General features: G+C 66.5%; 18 protein-coding genes and 1 tRNA gene. 15 read left to right on the forward strand and 4 right to left on the reverse strand.

What is annotated here, in order from left to right; translation table 11 throughout:
* Positions 1-55: 55 nt before the first annotated feature.
* The gene (gene mutM / locus GNX71_RS27195) at positions 56-868 is read right to left on the reverse strand and encodes a bifunctional DNA-formamidopyrimidine glycosylase/DNA-(apurinic or apyrimidinic site) lyase (protein WP_206175294.1); all 813 of its coding nucleotides are present in this window, start codon (positions 866-868) and stop codon (positions 56-58) included.
* A gap of 70 nt (positions 869-938) precedes the next feature.
* Here mutM and GNX71_RS27200 point away from each other — a divergent pair, with 70 nt between their 5' ends.
* The 8 genes from GNX71_RS27200 to GNX71_RS27235 all read left to right on the forward strand — a co-directional run bounded on the left by GNX71_RS27200 (position 939) and on the right by GNX71_RS27235 (position 7,458).
* Positions 939-2,786: a tetratricopeptide repeat protein gene (locus GNX71_RS27200; RefSeq protein ID WP_206175295.1), complete on the forward strand. Its 1,848-nt coding sequence runs from the start codon at positions 939-941 to the stop codon at positions 2,784-2,786.
* A 140-nt stretch (positions 2,787-2,926) separates the two neighbouring features.
* On the forward strand, positions 2,927-3,304 hold the full coding sequence (locus tag GNX71_RS27205; protein WP_241027066.1) for a lipoprotein insertase outer membrane protein LolB: 378 nt from the start codon (positions 2,927-2,929) through the stop codon (positions 3,302-3,304).
* A complete protein-coding gene (ispE, locus tag GNX71_RS27210) occupies positions 3,301-4,182 on the forward strand; it encodes a 4-(cytidine 5'-diphospho)-2-C-methyl-D-erythritol kinase (protein WP_206175296.1) in 882 nt (293 codons plus the stop codon). The genes GNX71_RS27205 and ispE overlap by 4 nt, the downstream gene beginning before the upstream one ends.
* A gap of 70 nt (positions 4,183-4,252) precedes the next feature.
* Positions 4,253-4,329 (forward strand) — tRNA-Gln (locus GNX71_RS27215).
* A gap of 143 nt (positions 4,330-4,472) precedes the next feature.
* Positions 4,473-5,447, forward strand: a complete 975-nt coding sequence (locus GNX71_RS27220; RefSeq protein WP_206175297.1) for a ribose-phosphate pyrophosphokinase — start codon at positions 4,473-4,475, stop codon at positions 5,445-5,447.
* Between the two features lie 87 nt (positions 5,448-5,534).
* Positions 5,535-6,209: a 50S ribosomal protein L25/general stress protein Ctc gene (locus tag GNX71_RS27225; protein WP_206175298.1), complete on the forward strand. Its 675-nt coding sequence runs from the start codon at positions 5,535-5,537 to the stop codon at positions 6,207-6,209.
* Between the two features lie 73 nt (positions 6,210-6,282).
* Entirely contained in the window at positions 6,283-6,915 is a 633-nt protein-coding gene (gene pth, locus GNX71_RS27230) for an aminoacyl-tRNA hydrolase (RefSeq protein WP_206175299.1), read from the forward strand.
* A gap of 36 nt (positions 6,916-6,951) precedes the next feature.
* Entirely contained in the window at positions 6,952-7,458 is a 507-nt protein-coding gene (locus tag GNX71_RS27235) for a hypothetical protein (protein WP_206175300.1), read from the forward strand.
* On the opposite strand, the gene GNX71_RS27240 is transcribed toward GNX71_RS27235, so the two are convergent.
* Entirely contained in the window at positions 7,444-7,731 is a 288-nt protein-coding gene (locus tag GNX71_RS27240; protein WP_206175301.1) for a YfhL family 4Fe-4S dicluster ferredoxin, read from the reverse strand. The genes GNX71_RS27235 and GNX71_RS27240 overlap by 15 nt on opposite strands.
* Positions 7,732-7,834: 103 nt before the next feature.
* Between GNX71_RS27240 and GNX71_RS27245 the strand changes: the two genes are divergently transcribed.
* The 7 genes from GNX71_RS27245 (at position 7,835) to GNX71_RS27275 (ending at position 16,208) form a co-directional block, all read left to right on the forward strand.
* Positions 7,835-8,785 (forward strand): ABC transporter permease, encoded by a 951-nt coding sequence (locus GNX71_RS27245; protein WP_013543371.1) that lies wholly within the window; start codon positions 7,835-7,837, stop codon positions 8,783-8,785.
* Positions 8,782-9,657: an ABC transporter permease gene (locus tag GNX71_RS27250; protein ID WP_206175302.1), complete on the forward strand. Its 876-nt coding sequence runs from the start codon at positions 8,782-8,784 to the stop codon at positions 9,655-9,657. The genes GNX71_RS27245 and GNX71_RS27250 overlap by 4 nt, the downstream gene beginning before the upstream one ends.
* A 6-nt stretch (positions 9,658-9,663) precedes the next feature.
* A complete protein-coding gene (locus GNX71_RS27255; protein ID WP_206175303.1) occupies positions 9,664-10,653 on the forward strand; it encodes an ABC transporter ATP-binding protein in 990 nt (329 codons plus the stop codon).
* Entirely contained in the window at positions 10,650-11,480 is an 831-nt protein-coding gene (locus GNX71_RS27260; protein WP_206175304.1) for an ATP-binding cassette domain-containing protein, read from the forward strand. Before GNX71_RS27255 ends, GNX71_RS27260 begins: the two co-directional genes overlap by 4 nt.
* A 108-nt stretch (positions 11,481-11,588) precedes the next feature.
* Complete coding sequence (locus tag GNX71_RS27265) at positions 11,589-13,079, forward strand: ABC transporter substrate-binding protein (protein ID WP_206175305.1); 1,491 nt, start codon at positions 11,589-11,591, stop codon at positions 13,077-13,079.
* 220 nt (positions 13,080-13,299) lie between these two features.
* Positions 13,300-14,787 (forward strand): ABC transporter substrate-binding protein, encoded by a 1,488-nt coding sequence (locus GNX71_RS27270; protein WP_206175306.1) that lies wholly within the window; start codon positions 13,300-13,302, stop codon positions 14,785-14,787.
* Positions 14,784-16,208, forward strand: a complete 1,425-nt coding sequence (locus GNX71_RS27275) for an amidase (protein ID WP_206175307.1) — start codon at positions 14,784-14,786, stop codon at positions 16,206-16,208. The genes GNX71_RS27270 and GNX71_RS27275 overlap by 4 nt, the downstream gene beginning before the upstream one ends.
* Before the next feature lie 22 nt (positions 16,209-16,230).
* Here the strand turns inward: GNX71_RS27275 and GNX71_RS27280 are convergent, their stop codons facing one another.
* Both GNX71_RS27280 and GNX71_RS27285 read right to left on the reverse strand, forming a co-directional pair.
* Positions 16,231-16,857, reverse strand: coding sequence for a YitT family protein (locus GNX71_RS27280; protein WP_206175308.1), 627 nt, complete (start codon positions 16,855-16,857; stop codon positions 16,231-16,233).
* Between the two features lie 38 nt (positions 16,858-16,895).
* Complete coding sequence (locus GNX71_RS27285; RefSeq protein ID WP_206175309.1) at positions 16,896-17,768, reverse strand: LysR substrate-binding domain-containing protein; 873 nt, start codon at positions 17,766-17,768, stop codon at positions 16,896-16,898.
* Positions 17,769-17,790: the final 22 nt, after the last annotated feature.

A 17,790-nucleotide genomic window follows, 5' to 3' on the forward strand; every position in this document is an offset into this window, starting at 1 on the left:
CATCGCAAACCGCGCAGCGCCCGTTTGCAGGGTATTCATTCGACGCCGCAACACGCTACTTTTGACAATTAGGACAAAAATATGTGGAGCGTTGCCCCTGGCGGAGCTGCCGGATCGGCGTTGCGCAGACCCGACACGGCTCGCCGGCCCGGCCATAAACGGTGGCTTCGAGCTGGAAATAGCCGTTCTGCCCGTCCACGTTGGAGAAGTCGCGCAGCGTGCTGCCGCCTTTTTCCACCGCCCTGGCCAGGATTTCGCGCACTGCCGCATGGAGCTTCGCCGCTCTCGGACGGCTGATGCGCGCGGCTGACAGCGTCGGGCGGATGCCGGCCTGGAACAGCGCCTCGGACGCATAGATATTGCCGACCCCCACCACCACCTCGCCCGCCAGCAGCACCTGCTTGACCGCCGTCTTGCGCTTGCGCAGCCCGGCATGGAACGCATCGAGGTCGAAGGCGTCACCCAGCGGCTCCATGCCCAGGCCGCCGAGCAGCTTGATGGCCCAGGGCGCCGCCTCGTCGTCCACATAGACCACGGCGCCGAAGCGGCGCGGATCGTTCAGCCGCAGGGTGCCGCGGTCGGTGACGAGATCAAAGTGATCGTGCGTGCCGGGCGGCGGCAGCGCCGCGTCGAAGCGCAGGCTGCCCGACATGCCCAGGTGCAGCAGCAGCATGCCCCGGTCCAGGTCGATCAGCAGGTACTTGCCGCGCCGCCGCACCTCGCGCACATGCCGCCCGACCAGTGCCTCGGGCACCACCATCAGGGCCCAGCGCAACGGTTTTCCAATGCGCACGGCCTCGATGCGCGCGCCGGCGATGCGGTCGGCAAAACCACGGCGGGTGACTTCGACTTCGGGTAACTCAGGCATGAAAGTAAAACTCCGGCGAAGACGAAGCCCCACGCGACGCTCGTTCAAAAGCCTCGATTATCATGATTCGATGATTCCATCGCCCCGCCGACACCGCCTTGCGGCGGCCGCATCTCTCGTGTTGCTGGCTTGCGCGGTGCACGCGCAAACCTCCGATCCCGCCGCCCCCAACAGCCCGGCGCCCATCATCGAGCGCAACGCGCCGCCGAGGCCCGCGGTCAGGCCCCGGGTCACAGCCCCGAAGCCTGCCAGCGAACCTGCCGCGCAGCCCTCGGCACTGACCGCCGACCTGTTCTACGAAATCCTGATGGGCGAGATGACCGCCCGCTCCGGCGATCCCGGCTCCGGCTATGCGCTGGTGCTCGACGCGGCACGTCGGCTGCGCGACGGCAAGCTGTTCCAGCGGGCGGTCGAGATCGCACTGCAATCGCGCTCGGGCGACGCCGCACTGGCCGCGGCCCGCGCGTGGCAGGAGACGCTGCCCACCTCGCGCGATGCACGGCGCATCGAACTGCAGATCCTGATCGCGCTGAACCGCATCGGCGAAACGGTGGAACCGCTGCGTGCCGAAGTGGCCGCCACCTCGCAGATCGAGCGTCCGCTCCTGATGGCGGTGATCGCGCGCAACTATTCACGCGCCTCCGACAAGAAGCTGGCCGCCTCGGTGGTCGAGCGGGCGCTGGTCGACGAGCTCAAGAGCCCGACGACTGGCGGTTTGGCCTGGGCCACCGTGGGCCGGCTGCGCCTCAATGCCGGGGACAACGCCGGCGCCCTGGAGGCCGCGCGCAAAGGCCAGGAAGTCGACCCGGCCTCCGACGCCCCGCCCGCGCTGGCGCTCGAACTGATCGATCCCGGCCAGCCGCTGGCCGAGCCGATCGTGACGCGCTACCTCGCGAGCAACACCAAGGCCACGCCCGACCTACGCATCGCCTATGCGCGCGTGCTGGTCGAGAACCGCCGCTACAGCGACGCCCAGACACAGCTGCAGGCGCTCACCACGGCACGGCCCGAACTGGCGGAGCCTTGGTTGCTGCTCGGCAGCCTGCAGATGCAGGCCAAGCAGGATGGCGCGGCCGAAACCTCGCTCAAGCGCTACATCGAACTCTCCTCCAGCCAGAGCAACAAGGACACCGACGCGGCCGATCGCAAACGCGGCGTGACGCAGGCCTACCTCGCGCTCTCGCAGTTGGCGGAACGGCGCAAGGACCTCGCGGGCGCGGAGCGCTGGCTCGCGCGCATCGACAGCACCGAGGACCTGACCATTGCCCAGACCCGCCGCGCGGGCCTGCTGGCACGCCAGGGCAAGCTGCCCCAGGCACGCGAAGTCATCCGTGCCCTGCCGGAGCGCACGCCCGACGACAAGAAGCAGAAATTCCTCGCCGAAGTGCAACTGCTGCGCGACGCCAAGCAATACCAGGCTGCCTACGACATGCTGGCGCAGGCTTCGACGGCCTCGCCCGACGACGGCGACCTGGTCTACGACCAGGCCATGGTGGCCGAGAAGCTGAATCGCCTGGACGACATGGAGCGGCTGCTGCGCCGGCTGATCCAGCTCAAGCCCGAGAGCCAGAACGCCTACAACGCCCTGGGCTACTCGTTCGCCGATCGCAAGATCCGGCTCGACGAGGCCCGCACGCTGATCCAGAAAGCGGTGCAGCTGGCGCCGGAAGACCCATTCATCGCCGACAGCCTGGGCTGGGTCGAGTTCCGGCTCGGCAACACGGCCGAGGCCATCCGTATCCTCGAGGCCGCCTACAAGACCCGGCCCGATCCTGAAATCGGCGCTCACTTCGGCGAAGTGCTGTGGAGCATTGGCCAGAAGGATCGCGCGGTGACGATCTGGAAGGAAGCGCTGCTGAGCGATGCCGAGAATGAAACCCTGCAGGAAACGCTGAAGCGCCTGCGCGTGAAGCCGTGATCGTGCGCGCCTCCGGGATGCACGCGGGTCGACGCGCCTTCCTGTCGGCAGGCGGGGCGGCTCTTCTTTTGATAGCAGGCTGCGCCCAATTGACGGGCAGTTCGTCGGCACCGCGAGGCTCGGACAGCTGGAGCGGCCGGATGTCGTTGCGCATCGACAGCGAACCGGTCCAGACCTTTGCCGCGCTCTTCGAACTGCGCGGCTCGGCCGATAACGGCGAGCTCACGCTCACAACCCCGATCGGCAACACCCTGGCCCAGTTGCATTGGTCGCCGGGCGAGGCTCTTCTGAAGAACGGCAGCGACACCCGGCGCTACGAGTCCGTGGACGCGCTGATCGAAGCCGCCACCGGTGCGGCGATCCCGGTCGGCGCGCTGTTCGGCTGGCTGGCCGGGCGCAACGAAAGCGTATCCGGCTGGCGCCCCGATCTGGGCCAGCTCGCGAACGGGCGCCTGCAGGCCACGCGCGAATCGCCGAGCCCCCGGGCGGACCTGCGCATCGTGTTCGAGCGGTCATGAAGGCCCTCTACGACCTTCCCGCACCAGCCAAGCTCAACCTGTTCCTGCACATCACCGGCCGGCGCGACGACGGCTACCACCTGTTGCAGTCGGTCTTCATGTTGATCGACTGGTGCGACACGCTGCACTTCGAATTGCGGCACGACGGCCAGCTGACCCGCGAAGACCTGACGACCGAGCTGCCTGCCGACGATCTCGTCCTGCGTGCCGCCCGCGCGCTGCAGGCGCACGCCGCGCCCGGCCAGGGCGCGCACATCGGTGTCGCGAAGCATGTGCCGGCACAGGCTGGCATGGGCGGCGGGTCGTCGGATGCGGCCACCTGCCTGCTGGCGCTCAACCGCCTGTGGAACCTGAACCTGCCCTTGTCTCGCCTCGCGCAGATCGGGCTGAAACTGGGCGCTGACGTGCCCTTCTTCCTCGGCGGACACCATGCGTGGGTCGAAGGCATCGGCGAGGAAATCACGCCCGTCACCCTGCCGCCGGCGCGGTTCGCCGTGGTCAAACCGACCGAAGGATTGGATACCCGCCTAATTTTTTCAGCGGATGATCTTGAACGCTCAACTCCTGTTGCTATAATCTCGGGCTTTGCTGCAGATAGCGAACAGCTTGAAGCCCCAAACCTCGATAACAAGGTTTTCGACTTCGGCCACAACGACCTGCAGCCGGTTGCCCAGCGACTTTGCCCCGCGGTCACCGATGCCATCGAATGGCTCGGCGCCCAAGGATTGAAGGCCCGGATGACCGGCTCCGGAAGTTCGGTGTTCGCAAAATTGCCGCAAGGACTGCATGAAGCGGAACTGGTCGAAGCCCCCGCGGGCTGGCAGGTTCGTCAATGCAGCAACCTGGCTGTTCATCCTCTCGTAGGTTGGGCAACCTGAAAATGGTCAGATCGCTTTTGTGGTCCGACGCGACATATATCGGTTGATGGTGCAAACCGTCGACCCGTGTAGGGGAGTCGCCAAGCTGGTTAAGGCACTGGATTTTGATTCCAGCATGCAAAGGTTCGAATCCTTTCTCCCCTGCCAAATTTTCTGAAACTGCGGCCTGATGGCCGCAGTGTTTCTTCTGCAGCACACCCGCTGCAATAATCGGCAGCCCACGGGCCGCCACGACTCAAAACCTTTTGGCGGCTTCCTCCAAGCCAATTTCGCACTGCCGGGACGCGCTCATGCAGGCTAATCACCCTGACTTCATGGTTTTCACCGGCAATGCCAATCCTGGCCTCGCCGCAGAAATCGCGCACAACCTCGGCACCTCGCTGGGCGCCGCACGCGTCGGTCGCTTCTCCGATGGAGAAGTCACTGTCGAAATCAACCAGAACGTCCGCGCACGCGACGTGTTCGTGGTGCAGTCCACCTGCGCACCGACCAACGAAAACCTGATGGAACTGCTGATCATGGTCGACGCGCTCAAGCGCGCATCGGCCGAGCGGATCAGCGCCGTGATTCCCTACTTCGGCTATGCCCGCCAGGACCGCCGCCCGCGCTCGAGCCGCGTGCCGATCTCGGCCAAGGTGGTGGCCAACCTGCTGGAAACCGTCGGCGTCGAGCGCGTGCTCACGATGGACCTGCACGCCGACCAGATCCAGGGCTTCTTCGACATTCCGGTCGACAACATCTACGCCTCGCCAGTGCTGCTGGGCGACCTGCGCGCCAAGAACTACGAAGACCTGATCGTGGTCTCGCCCGATGTCGGCGGCGTGGTTCGTGCCCGTGCGCTGGCCAAGCAGCTGAACTGCGACCTCGCCATCATCGACAAGCGCCGCCCGAAGGCCAACGTCAGCGAAGTCATGAACGTGATCGGCGAGATCGACGGCCGCAACTGCGTGATCATGGACGACATGATCGACACGGCCGGCACGCTGGTCAAAGCGGCCGAAGTGCTGAAAGAGCGCGGCGCCAAGAGTGTCTACGCCTACTGCACGCACCCGATCTTCTCGGGCCCGGCCATCGAGCGCATCACCAAGGGCACAGCCCTCGATGAAGTCGTCGTGACCAACACCATTCCCCTTTCCGATGCGGCCACCGCATGCGGAAAGATCCGCCAACTCTCCGTGGCACCGCTGATCGCCGAGACGATCCAGCGCATTGCCAAGGGCGAGTCGGTGATGAGTTTGTTCTCGGACCAGGACAACCTGTTCTGACCTGAGAACCAAAGAGCGGGCTTCCTTCCGGAAGCCTTTTTGAACCGGAGTCGCACTGGTCGCGGTGGACTCTCACAGGAGCTAGTTATGAAATTCGTCGCTTTTGAGCGCGCCAAGCAGGGTACGGGTGCGAGCCGCCGTCTCCGCATCTCGGGCAAGACGCCCGGTATCGTCTACGGTGGTGAAGGCCAGCAGCCGCAGCTGATCGAAATCGATCACAACGCGCTGTGGCATGCCCTGAAGAAGGAAGCCTTCCACTCGTCGATCCTCGAAATGGAACTCGGCGGCGCCTCCAGCAAGGTGCTGCTGCGCGACGTGCAGTACCACCCGTTCCGCCAGCTGGTGCAACACATCGACTTCCAGCGCGTCGATGCCAAGACCCGCCTGCACATGAAGGTGCCGCTCCACTTCAAGGGTGAAGAAGAGTCCGAAGCCGTCAAGACCGCGCACAACCTGGTGAACCACGTGATCACCGAGCTGGAAATCAGCTGCCTGCCGTCCGACCTGCCCGAGTTCATCGAAGTGGACCTCTCCGGTCTCACGAAGAACGCCACGCTGCACGTCAACGACATCAAGCTGCCCAAGGGCGTGAAGTACGTGAGCCACGGCAAGAACAACCCGGTCATCGTGTCGGCCGTGCCGCCGCTGGTCGCCGAAGAGCCGGCACCTGCCGCTGAAGGCGCGGCTGCTGCTGAAGGCGCCGCACCGGCAGCCGGTGGCAAGCCTGCCGCCAAGACGGCCAAGCCCGCCGCGAAGAAGTAATTCTTCCCGTCCCCTGCAAAAGGCCCGCCTCGTGCGGGCCTTTTGCTTTGGGGGCGGCGAGATAATTCCCGCCATGATCAAGCTGTTCGTCGGCCTCGGAAACCCGGGCCCTGAGTACGAAGCCACGCGCCACAACGCGGGCTTCTGGTGGATCGACGCCCTCGCGCGCGACTGGAAACTCAACCTCGTGCCCGAGCGCGGCTACCACGGCCTCGCGGCGCGCGCCAACATCGGCGGCCAGAGCATCTGGCTTCTCGAGCCGCAGACCTTCATGAACCTCTCGGGCAAGTCGGTGGCCGCCCTCGCGCGCTTCTTCAAGATCGCGCCCGAAGAAATCCTCGTCGTGCACGACGAGCTCGACGTGGTACCCGGCCAGGCCAAGCTCAAGTTCGGCGGCAGCCATGCCGGCCACAACGGCCTGCGCGACATCCACGCGCAGCTGGGCACCGGTGACTACTGGCGGCTGCGCCTGGGCATTGGACATCCCGGCGTGAAGTCGGAAGTCGTCAACTGGGTGCTCAAGAAGCCATTGAAGGAGCAGCGTGAGCTGATCGAGGACGCCATCGTCCGCACGCTGCACGCCACGCCCGCGCTCGTGGCCGGCGAGATGGAAAAAGCGACCATGCAGATTCACACGAGCAAACCGCCTCGGCCCAAACCGCCGCGGCGGGAGCCCGGCGATGGGGGCACGCCTGCCGCCACCTAGCCGGCAACCGGAGCGCAGGAGGGAGAGAAATAAAAAATGAAGACGAGAAGAAGAGAAAAGAGGGCGGGGAAATTCGGGCTGGCTATATTTTTAATAGCAGCCTGCGCGTATTCCAACGGCGCGGCGGCCCAGGGTTCCACAAAAACCTGGCGATGCGGCAGCACCTACTCGGACCGCCCCTGCGAGGGCGGCAAGGCAGTGAAGGTGGACGATCCCCGCAGCGATGCGGACCGCCGGGCCGCCGAAGCCGGCGCAAAGAGCAACAGCGCACAGGCCGACAAGATGGAGCGCTCCCGCCTTTCACTGGAGAAAGCGGCCTACGACCGCGATCGCCAGGCAGCACGGGAGGCGAGAAGCGCCGCACTGGCTGAACGACGCATGGCCCTGTCCGAGCAGCAAGCCCGCGAGCGCGCCACCAAGGCAGCCGGTGACCCGCGCAAGTCCACCATGAGCTTCAGCAGCGGCGGATCGGGTGGCAAATCGGCCGGCGACGCCCCGGCGAAGAAAAAGAAGCGGAAGCCCCGCGACTCAGACGCCGGTTGAAGAAGAGGGCGAAACCGCCGTCACCTTGATCGCCGTGAGCCGCTGGTACTTCTGCATCAGCGTCTCGCGGCTTTCCACATGCTCAGGGTTCAGGGGGATGCAGGCGACTGGGCAGATCTGCACGCACTGCGGCTCGTCGAAGTGGCCGACGCATTCGGTGCACTTGTGCGGATCGATCTCGTAGTACTCCGCGCCCATGTAGATTGCATCGTTCGGGCACTCGGGCTCGCAGACATCGCAGTTGATGCATTCGTCGGTGATCATGAGGGCCATCCCCCGATTATCGGCGGACCGGCAGGGGCGCCCTCCCGTGAATGACAAAGGCCACATTCACGGCACACTTGTTGCACTAGTCAGTTATGCTGCGCCCCGCCCCATGAGTCTGTTTCTATTCAAGCGCCTCGCCACGCTGATCGGCACCTTGATCGGCGCTTCGGTCATCGTCTTCCTCGTGCTCGAGATCCTGCCCGGTAACGCCGCGCAGATGCTCATGGGCCCCGACGCGTCGCCCGACGCCGTCGCGGCGCTGGCCACCAAGCTCGGTCTCGACCAGCCCGCCTGGACCCGCTACTGGCACTGGATCGGCGGCCTTCTCACCGGCAACCTCGGCGACAGCTATGCCTACAGCTCGCCGGTGCTCGACCTGATCCTCGAGCGCCTCGCCCTTACCGTGCCGCTCGCGCTGCTGGCCATGGCCTTCACCGTGGTCATCGCGCTGCTGGTGGGCGTGACCGCCGCCGCGCGCCACAACAAGCTGGGCGACGTGGGCCTCATGGGCATGGCGCAGGTCGGCATCGCGATCCCGAACTTCTGGTTCGCGATCATGTTGATCCTGGTGTTCTCGGTGCAGCTGCAATGGTTCTCGGCCGGCGGCTTCGAGGGCTGGGGCGAAGGCATCTTCGCGGGCCTCAAGTCGCTGCTGCTGCCCGCGCTGTCGCTGGCGGTGGTGCAGGCCGCGATCCTCGCGCGAATCACGCGTTCGGCGGTGCTCGAGGTGATGCGCGAAGACTTCGTTCGCACCGCACGCGCCAAGGGCGTGTCGCAGCGCATGGTGCTGTGGACCCACGTGCTGCGCAACGCGATGATCCCGGTCATCACGGTGATGGGCATGCAGTTTTCCGAGCTGCTGGCCGGCACCATCGTGGTGGAAAACGTGTTCTACCTGCCGGGCCTGGGCCGGCTCATCTTTCAAGCCATCAGCAACCGTGACCTGATCGTCGTGCGCAACTGCGTAATGCTGCTCGCGGCGCTCGTGGTCATCGTGAACTTCGTGGTCGACGTGCTCTATGCTGTGATCGATCCGCGCATCAAGGCGAGCGACATATGAGCACCGTCGTCGCTCCCAGCGCTGCCGCGCTCAAGGTGCCGGGCTTCTGGCGCCGCGCGCTGCACCACCGCAGCTTCGCCATCGGCGGCGTGCTCACGCTGCTGCTCCTGCTGGCCGCCGCAGTCTCTCTGGTCTGGACGCCCTGGTCGCCCTACGAGATGGACATGGCCAACAAGCTCAAGCCCCCGACGGGCTCGCACTGGCTGGGCACCGACACCTACGGGCGCGACGTGGCCTCGCTGCTGCTGGTGGGCGCGCGCGCGTCGATCCTCGTGGGCGTGATCGCCGTGGGCATCGGCCTCGTGGTCGGCACCGCGCTCGGGCTGCTCGCCGCGGCAAAGCGCGGCTGGGTCGAGGAAGCCATCATGCGGCTCACCGACTTCTCGCTCGCATTTCCCGCGATCCTCTCGGCAATCATGATGACCGCCGTGTTTGGCGCGGGCATCGTCAATGCGATCGTCGCGATCGGCATCTACAACATTCCCACCTTCGCGCGCATCACGCGCGCCTCGGCCAACGCGATCTGGTCGCGCGAGTACATCGCCGCCGCGCGCGCCTGTGGCAAGGGCGCGTTCTCGATCACGATGCAGCATGTGCTGCCGAACATTTCGGCCGTGCTGATCGTGCAGATCACGATCCGCTTCGCCATCGCGATCCTGGCCGAAGCCGCCCTCTCCTACCTCGGCCTCGGCACGCAGCCGCCTCAGCCGTCGTGGGGCCGCATGCTGAGCGAAGCACAGACGATGATGTTCCAGTCGCCCCTGCTCGCCGTGTTCCCCGGCATGGCCATCGCGATGGCGGTGCTGGGCCTCAACCTGCTGGGCGACGGCCTGCGCGACCTGCTCGACCCGCGCCTCGCGCGCGCACGGTAAAGCGACATGCCCCTGCTCCAAGTCAAGGACCTGCACATCGAACTGCAAACGCAGCGCGGCCCCGCCGAAGCCGTGCGCGGCATCGACTTCACGCTGGAGCGCGGCGAAACGCTGGGCATCGTGGGCGAATCGGGCTGCGGCAAATCGATCACCGTGATGTCACTCATGGGCCTCTTGCCGTCGAACGCCAAGGTCACCGGCAGCATCCGCTTCGACGACACCGAGCTCGTCGGCCGCGACGAAAAGGACATGTGCCAGATCCGCGGCAACCGCATCGGCATGATCTTCCAGGAGCCGATGACGGCGCTGAACCCGGTGCACACCATCGTGCGCCAGGTCGGCGAGCCGCTGCGGCTGCACCGCGGGCTCTCGAAGGCCGAGGCGCGCAAGGAAGTGCTGGCGCTGCTCGAGCGCGTGGGCATTCCGGATGCCGCATCGCGGCTCGATGCGTATCCGCACCAGTTCTCGGGCGGGCAGCGCCAACGCATCGGCATCGCGATGGCGCTGGCCTGCGGCCCCGACCTGCTGATTGCCGACGAGCCGACCACCGCGCTCGACGTCACGATCCAGAAGCAGATCCTCGAACTCATCCAGAGCCTGGTGGAAGAGCGCGGCATGGCGCTGATCCTGATCTCGCACGACCTCGGCGTGATCGCGCAGACGGTCTCGAAGATGCTCGTGATGTACGGCGGCAGCGTGGTCGAGAGCGGCCCGACCGAAGCCGTTTTCGCCCGCCGCGCGCATCCCTACACGCAGGGCCTCTTCGCAGCCCGCCCCGCGCTCGGTGCGCCGCGCGGCGTGCGCCTGGCCACCATCCGCGGCAGCGTGCCCGAACTGGTCGACCTGCCCAAGGGCTGTCCGTTCGCGGGCCGCTGCAGCTACACCATCGACGCCTGCCAGACGACGCGGCCACCGGCCACGATGCTGCCGCAGGACCACGCGGTGCGCTGCATCCGGTTGGAAGAAATCGCGACGAAGGTCGCCGTTGCCTCATGAGTGAATCCGCCCCCGCCTCGCCACTGCTGGAGGTGACCGACCTCGTGCGTCACTACGACCTGCCGCGCGAAAAACTCTTCGGCCCTCCGCCCACCGTCAAGGCGCTCAACGGGGTGAGCTTCAAGGTCGAGGCCGGCCGCAGCCTTGGCATCGTCGGTGAATCGGGCTCGGGCAAGTCGACCATCGCGCGCCTTGTGATGGCGCTCGATACGCCCACTTCGGGCAGCGTGAAGCTGCTCGGGCGCGATCTGCACACGCTGCCCAGATCTGAACTGCGCACGGCACGACGTGATTTCCAGATGGTCTTTCAAGACCCCTACGGCTCGCTCGATCCACGCCAGACCGTCGCGCGCATCGTCGCCGAGCCGCTTGAAGCATTGGCCGAAGTCTCCCGCAAGGAACAACGCGAACGCGCCGCCGAATCTCTTGCAGCCGTCGGCCTTCGCACGACCGACATGGACAAGTACCCGCACGAGTTCTCGGGTGGGCAGAGACAACGCATCGCGATTGCACGCGCGCTCATCACGCGCCCCAAGCTCATCGTCGCCGACGAACCCGTCAGTGCGCTCGACGTGTCGGTGCAGGCGCAGGTGCTCAACCTCATGCAGGACCTGCAGCAGCAGTTCGGCGTGAGCTACCTGCTCATCAGCCACGACCTCGCGGTGGTCAACCATCTGTGCGACGACGTGTGCGTGGTGTGGAAAGGCCTGATCGTCGAACAGGGCCCGCCGGGCGAGCTGTTCCGTAACGCGCAGCACCCGTACACGCGCACGCTGCTCGACGCGGTGCCGCGCACGCCCACCGGCGGCACGCTGCTCGCGGCCTGACACCGAAGCGTCGCCGACGCTTCGTAGGATGAGTGGGTCATAAGCATCTGGTTGCGCGGAGGCACCCGTCTCGCGGATGATGCTTGCCCCTTCCCGAGGATCCGCTTCATGCTCAACCGACGCACCCTGCTCGCCACCGCCGCAGCCCTGACACCGCTCGCACTGCCGACAGGCGCCTTCGCGCAAAAGAAGAAGGATGCGCTGGTGATCGGCCTCACGCTCGAGCCCACGGGCCTCGACCCCACCGCCAAGGCCGGCGCCGAGATTTCTGAAGTAGTGCTCTACAACGTCTTCGAAACGCTCACCAAGATCAACTCCGACGGCAGCGTGATGCCGCTGCTCGCCGACAGCTGGGAGGTCTCGCCGGACCTCAAGACCTACACCTTCAAGCTCAAGCGCGGCGTGAAGTTCCAGAACGGCGAACCCTTCAATGCGAACGCCGTCAAGTTCTCGTTCGACCGCGCGGCCGCGGCCAACAGCACCAACAAGGACAAGCGCACCTTCGCCAACATCGCGACGCAGGTGCTCGACGAGCACACCGTGGTGCTGATCAACAAGGAGATCGAGCCCGACCTGCTGTTCCTGCTCGGCCAGGCATCGGCCATCGTGGTGGAGCCCAGGACGGTGGAGACCAACGCCACCAAGCCGATCGGCACCGGCCCCTACAAGCTCGACAACTGGGCCAAGGGCTCGACCATCGTGCTCGCCAAGTGGGACGGCTATCGCCACGCCGATGCCGTGCAGATCCGCAAGGTGAGCTTTCGCTTCATCTCGGAACCGGCCGCGCAGACCACCGCGCTGCTCTCGGGCGACGTCGACCTGTTCCCGCATGCCTCGGTGTCGCGCAGCCTTCCGCAGTTCCAGAACGACAAGCGCTTCCAGGTGGTGTTCAACGCCTCGCGCGGCAAGGCCATCCTGGCGATCAACAACAAGCGCAAGCCACTCGATGACGTGCGGGTGCGCCGCGCCATCTCCGCGGCCATCGACCGCAAGGCGGTGATCGAAGCGGCGATGGACGGCCGCGGCATCCCGATCGGCAGCCACTACGTGCCGGGCGCGCCGGGCTATATCGACACCACGGGCATCAACGCCTACGACGTGGAGAAGGCCAAGAAGCTCCTGGCCGAGGCCGGCGTGAAGACGCCGCTCGAACTGGAGCTCGTGCTGCCGCCTCCCCCCTATGCGCGGCAAGGCGGCGAACTCATCGCCGCGCAGCTGGCCAAGGTGGGCATCGTCGCGAAGATTCAGAACGTGGAGTGGGCGCAGTGGATGAGCGGCACCTACGGCAACAAGAACTACGACCTCTCGCTGATCCTGCACGTGGAGCCCTTCGACCTCGTGAACTACACCAAGCCCGAGTACTACTGGGGCTACCAGTCGGCGAAGTTCAACGAGGTGTTCGACAAGGCGCGCAATGCGCCGCGCGCGGCCGACCGGGCGCGCTACCTCGGCGATGCGCAGCGCGTGTTGGCCGAGGACGCGGCCAACGTGTTCCTGTTCCAGCCGCAGTTCATCACCGTGGCGTCGCGCAACTTGCGCGGTCTCTGGAAGGACGCGCCGATCTTCGTGAACGACATCGCCGCCCTGTACTGGGCCTGACGACAGACCTGGAAAGGCGCGCGGTATCCGGGAACGTCCCGAGGAAAAATCGCCCCGCAGGCCAGGCGCCAGCCCACCCGCTGCGAGAGAATGATCCGCTGCGCACGTGGCATCTTTCGTGCTGCGTGCCTTGTCTTTCGTGGCGTCGCGCCTCCCTTCGGGGCACGGTGGGCGCCGAACCAGTCATTCGACCCTGGCCGTTTTCCGGAGATACCCACCTATGTTGAACCGTCGCACCCTCCTCACCACCGCCGGCGCCACCGTCGCGCTGGCCACCCCGCTGGCCGGCATGGCCCAAGGGCGGAAGGACGCCATCGTGATCGGCATGGCGCTCGAACCGCCGGGCCTGGACCCGACGGCCGGCGCGGCTGCGGCAATTGCCGAGATCGTGCAATACAACATCCTGGAGACGCTCACCAAGATCAACGCCGACGGCAGCGTCACCCCGCTGCTGGCCGAGAGCTGGGAGATCTCGCCCGACCTCAAGACCTACACCTTCAAGCTCAAGCGCGGCGTGAAATTCCAGAACGGCGAGCCCTTCAACGCGGCCACGGTCAAGTTCTCGTTCGACCGCGCCGGCGGCGAGAAGAGCACCAACAAGGACAAGCGCACCTTCGCCAACCTCGCCACGCAGGTGGTGGACGACTACACCGTGGTGGTCATCAACAAGGAGATCGACCCCGACCTGCCCTTCGTGCTGGGCCAGGCCACGGCCGTGATCGTCGAGCCCAAGAGCGCCGAGGGCAACGCCACCAAGCCGGTCGGCACCGGCCCCTACAAGCTGGACAGCTGGGCCAAGGGCTCGTCGCTCACGCTGAGCAAGTGGGAGGGCTTCCGCAGCCCCGCCACCGCCAAGATCAACAAGGTGACCTTCCGCTTCATCGCCGACAGCGCTGCGCAGGCTGCCGCGCTGATGGCGGGCGACATCGATGTGTTCACCCGCATCGGCACGCGCGTGGTGCCGCAGTTCAAGGCCAACCCGCAGTTCCAGGTGATCCTGGCCGGCTCGCGCGCCAAGACCATCCTCTCGATCAACAACCAGAAGAAGCCGCTGGACGACGTGCGCGTGCGCCGCGCCATCCTCGCGGCCATCGACCGCAAGGCGGTGATCGAAGGCGCCGCCGATGGCCTGGGCGTGCCGATCGGCAGCCACTACGTGCCGGGCGCGGCGGGCTTCGTCGACACCACGAGCGTCAATCCCTTCGACATCGAGAAGGCCAAGAAGCTGCTGGCCGAAGCCGGCGTGAAGACGCCGCTCGAACTCAAGATGACGCTGCCGCCGCCGCCCTACGCGCGCCAGGGCGGCGAGGTGATCGTGGCCCAGCTCGCCAAGATCGGCATCGTGGTGAAGGTGCAGAACGTCGAGTGGGCGCAGTGGCTCAGCGGCACCTACGGCAACAAGGACTACGACCTGTCGATCATTTCGCACGTCGAGCCCTTCGACCTGGGCAACTACGCCAAGTCGGACTACTACTGGGGCTACCAGTCGAAGGCTTTCAACACGCTGTTCGACAAGATCAAGACCACGGCCAATGCCGCCGAGCGCAACAAGCTCCTGGGCGATGCGCAGAAGATGCTGGCCACCGACGCGGCCAACGGCTTCCTGTACCAGCCGCAGTTCCCGACGATCGCCAAGAAGAACGTGAAGGGCCTCTGGAAGGAGAACCCGATCTTCGTGAACGACCTGTCCGCGCTTTCGTGGGGATGAGCGTCACCGTGTCCGATGCCCCTTCATTGAGCGACCTGTCCGCGCAGGAACTCTCGGCCGCGTACCGCGACAAGCGCCTGTCGCCGATCGAGGTGACGCAGGCCGTGATCGCGCAGATCGAGCGCTGGGAGCCGCACCTGCAGGCCACCTGGCTGTTCCGTCCCGAGGCCGCGCTCGAACAGGCGCGCGCTTCGGAAGCGCGCTGGCAGCGCGGCGATGCGCTCGGCCCGCTCGATGGCGTGCCGACCACCATCAAGGAAAACATCGCCACCCGCGGCGACCCGATGCCCGCCGGCACCGCGGCCGTCGACCTGAAACCCGCAACTGCCGATGCGCCGCCGGCCGCGCGCCTGAAGGAAGCCGGCGCGGTGATCGTGAGCAAGACCACCATGCCGGACTACGGCATGTTGTCGTCGGGCCTCTCTAGCTTTCACACGCTGGCGCGCAACCCGTGGGATCTGGCCAAGACGCCCGGCGGCTCCAGCGCCGGCGCGGGCGCTGCAACCGCTGCGGGCTACGGTCCTCTGCACCTGGGCACCGACATCGGCGGGTCGCTGCGGCTGCCCGCGAGCTGGTGCGGCATCTTCACGCTCAAGCCGAGCCTGGGCCGCATTCCGATCGATCCGCCCTACATGGGCCGCGCCGCGGGGCCGATGACCCGCACCGTCGGCGATGCCGCATTGATGATGCAGGCGCTCTCCAGGCCCGATGCGCGCGACAGCATGAGCCTGCCGGCGCAGGACATCGACTGGGCCGCCTTCGACGTGTCGCCCGACCATCTGCGCGGCTTGCGCATCGGGCTGCTGCTCGATGCGGGCTGCGGGCTCGCGGTCGAGCCGGAGATCCAGACGGCGGTCGAACATGCCGCGCGCCTGTTCGAGAAAGCCGGCGCGGTCGTCGAGACGATGCAGCCCTTCATGTCGCAGGCCATGCTCGACGGCATGGACCACCTGTGGCGCATGCGGTCGCTCGTGGACATGAAGGCCCTGCGCGCCGACCAGCGCGCCAAGGTGCTGCCCTACATCCGCGAGTGGGCCGAGAGCGCGGCCGAATTCAGCGGCGAGCATGTGTTCCGCAGCTTCAGCCAGTTCCATGCGACGCGCGTGGCAGCAGTGCAGGCGTGCGCGCGCTTCGACTACGTGATCTCGCCTGTGTCGCCGAACATGCCCGCGGCGGCGGAGGCGCCCTCGCCCACCAACGATCCGCTGCGGCCGCTGGAGCACATCGGCTTCACGGTGCCGTTCAACATGTCGGAGCAGCCCGCGTCGTCGGTGAACTGCGGGTACTCGGCGGGCGGGTTGCCGATCGGGCTGCAGATTGCCGGGCACCGGTTCGACGACCTCGGTGTGCTGCGCGTGTCGCGTGCGTTCGAGCAGATTCGCGAGTTGCAGCGACCCTGGCCTGTGGTGCCTTCGCGCTAGGAAGCGCGTTGTTCAGGGCGGCTCAAGTCGCCGCGTACCGGCCCGGCTTGTGGTTGATCCACAAGAAGAGCCCCATCACCACCGCAGCCAGCACCGACCATCCCACGCGCTGCGGTGGAATCACGAACAGCGCGAGCAGCACCACCGTGCAGTCGATGCCGATCTGCACCTTGCCGGCGGGCCAGCCGCGCTTTTCCTGCAGGTACAGCGTCAGCACCGTCGCACCACCGAGGCTGGCACGGTGACGTGCGAGGAACAGGCAGCCCGTGCCCAGCAGCAGACCACCGAGCACCGCCGCAAAAGCCGGATGGAGTGAATCGATCGACAGGTAGCGCGGCGCCCAGTCGGTCATCACAGACAGCAGCGCGATCGCCGAGAACGTCTTGAGCGTGAACGTCCGGCCCATGTGGCGCCAGGCGAACCAATAGAACGGCAGGTTCACCAGGAAAAACAGCTTGCCGAAGCTCACCCCGGTTGCGTAGTGCAGGAGGAATGCGACACCCGCCGTGCCGCCCGTGAGCAGGCCCGCCTGGCCGAACAGCATCATCGCGATGGCAACGAACAAAGTGCCCGAAAAGATCGCCTGCGCGTCATCGAAACGGGAATGGCGCAGCAGATCTGGCAGGTTGTTGGGTTGTGGCGCGTCCATGGCGGGGATGACGCAAATCCCGCGCCACCCCGGCGGCCTCACACCAGGTGGCTGGCCAGCATCTCGCGGGCGCGGGTCACGAAACCCGTCTCGCCCCGGCGCCCGGGCAGGAACTGGAACGCGACCTTGGGCAAGGCCGGCAGGCCGTGCGGCGCCGCCAGCCGGGTCACGCCCTCGCACACCGCCGATTCGTTCAGGCACGCGACCCCCAGCCCCGCCGCCAGCGCCGACTGCAAGCCCGCCACGCCCGATGCGACGTGAGCGAGCACATACGGCACGCGCCGCCGCCGGAGCAGCGCCACGGTGAACTGGTGCAGCGAGCAGGTGTCCGGCAGCGCCAACAAGCGCACCGGCTCGCCTCGCGCCACGCGCAGGCCGGTGGCGCCCAGCCATGCGAGCGATTCGCGCCGGATCAGCGAGGCCTTGACGCCCTGCGCCGAAGATGACGACGACGCGCCCGCGATGTCCATCGCCAGGCCGACGTCGAAGTCGCCGTGGGCATAGGCGGCCCGCAGCGCGTCGCTCTTCAGGATGGTCACGTTCAGGCGCACCTGCGGATAGCTTTCTCCAAGGCGCCCCAGCAGCTGCGTGAGATCGCCGGGGCGGAAGTAGTCGGTCACGGCGAGCCGCAGCTCGCCCTGCAGCGTTTCGCCGTGCAGGTCGCGGAACGCCTCGTCGCTGAGCGCGAGGATGCGCCGCGCATACGCCAAGAGCCGCGTGCCCGCCTCGGTGGGCGCGACGCCGGCCTTGCTGCGCGTGAGCAGCGATTGCCCTGCCCGCTCCTCGAGCTTGCGCATCTGCTCGCTGACGGACGACTGCGAGAGGAACACGCGGGGCGCGGCGGCCGTGAGGCTGCCTGCGTCGATCACCGCGGCCAGGGTGCGAAGTTGTTCGAGGTCGAAGGTCTGCATGGCGCCATCCATCCGTTTAACC

The sequence above is a fragment of the Variovorax sp. RKNM96 genome (genome assembly GCF_017161115.1).
Lineage (GTDB): Bacteria > Pseudomonadota > Gammaproteobacteria > Burkholderiales > Burkholderiaceae_C > Variovorax.

Coding starts and splice junctions, on each gene's coding strand:
- mutM (WP_206175294.1), bottom strand. CDS start 868: ATGCCTGAGTTACCCGAAGTCGAAGTCACCCGCCGTGGTTTTGCCGAC.
- GNX71_RS27255 (WP_206175303.1), top strand. CDS start 9,664: ATGCCCCTGCTCCAAGTCAAGGACCTGCACATCGAACTGCAAACGCAG.
- GNX71_RS27220 (WP_206175297.1), top strand. CDS start 4,473: ATGCAGGCTAATCACCCTGACTTCATGGTTTTCACCGGCAATGCCAAT.
- GNX71_RS27250 (WP_206175302.1), top strand. CDS start 8,782: ATGAGCACCGTCGTCGCTCCCAGCGCTGCCGCGCTCAAGGTGCCGGGC.
- ispE (WP_206175296.1), top strand. CDS start 3,301: ATGAAGGCCCTCTACGACCTTCCCGCACCAGCCAAGCTCAACCTGTTC.
- GNX71_RS27275 (WP_206175307.1), top strand. CDS start 14,784: ATGAGCGTCACCGTGTCCGATGCCCCTTCATTGAGCGACCTGTCCGCG.
- GNX71_RS27285 (WP_206175309.1), bottom strand. CDS start 17,768: ATGCAGACCTTCGACCTCGAACAACTTCGCACCCTGGCCGCGGTGATC.
- GNX71_RS27240 (WP_206175301.1), bottom strand. CDS start 7,731: ATGGCCCTCATGATCACCGACGAATGCATCAACTGCGATGTCTGCGAG.
- GNX71_RS27270 (WP_206175306.1), top strand. CDS start 13,300: ATGTTGAACCGTCGCACCCTCCTCACCACCGCCGGCGCCACCGTCGCG.
- GNX71_RS27205 (WP_241027066.1), top strand. CDS start 2,927: ATGTCGTTGCGCATCGACAGCGAACCGGTCCAGACCTTTGCCGCGCTC.
- GNX71_RS27235 (WP_206175300.1), top strand. CDS start 6,952: ATGAAGACGAGAAGAAGAGAAAAGAGGGCGGGGAAATTCGGGCTGGCT.
- pth (WP_206175299.1), top strand. CDS start 6,283: ATGATCAAGCTGTTCGTCGGCCTCGGAAACCCGGGCCCTGAGTACGAA.
- GNX71_RS27225 (WP_206175298.1), top strand. CDS start 5,535: ATGAAATTCGTCGCTTTTGAGCGCGCCAAGCAGGGTACGGGTGCGAGC.
- GNX71_RS27265 (WP_206175305.1), top strand. CDS start 11,589: ATGCTCAACCGACGCACCCTGCTCGCCACCGCCGCAGCCCTGACACCG.
- GNX71_RS27280 (WP_206175308.1), bottom strand. CDS start 16,857: ATGGACGCGCCACAACCCAACAACCTGCCAGATCTGCTGCGCCATTCC.
- GNX71_RS27260 (WP_206175304.1), top strand. CDS start 10,650: ATGAGTGAATCCGCCCCCGCCTCGCCACTGCTGGAGGTGACCGACCTC.
- GNX71_RS27200 (WP_206175295.1), top strand. CDS start 939: ATGATTCCATCGCCCCGCCGACACCGCCTTGCGGCGGCCGCATCTCTC.
- GNX71_RS27245 (WP_013543371.1), top strand. CDS start 7,835: ATGAGTCTGTTTCTATTCAAGCGCCTCGCCACGCTGATCGGCACCTTG.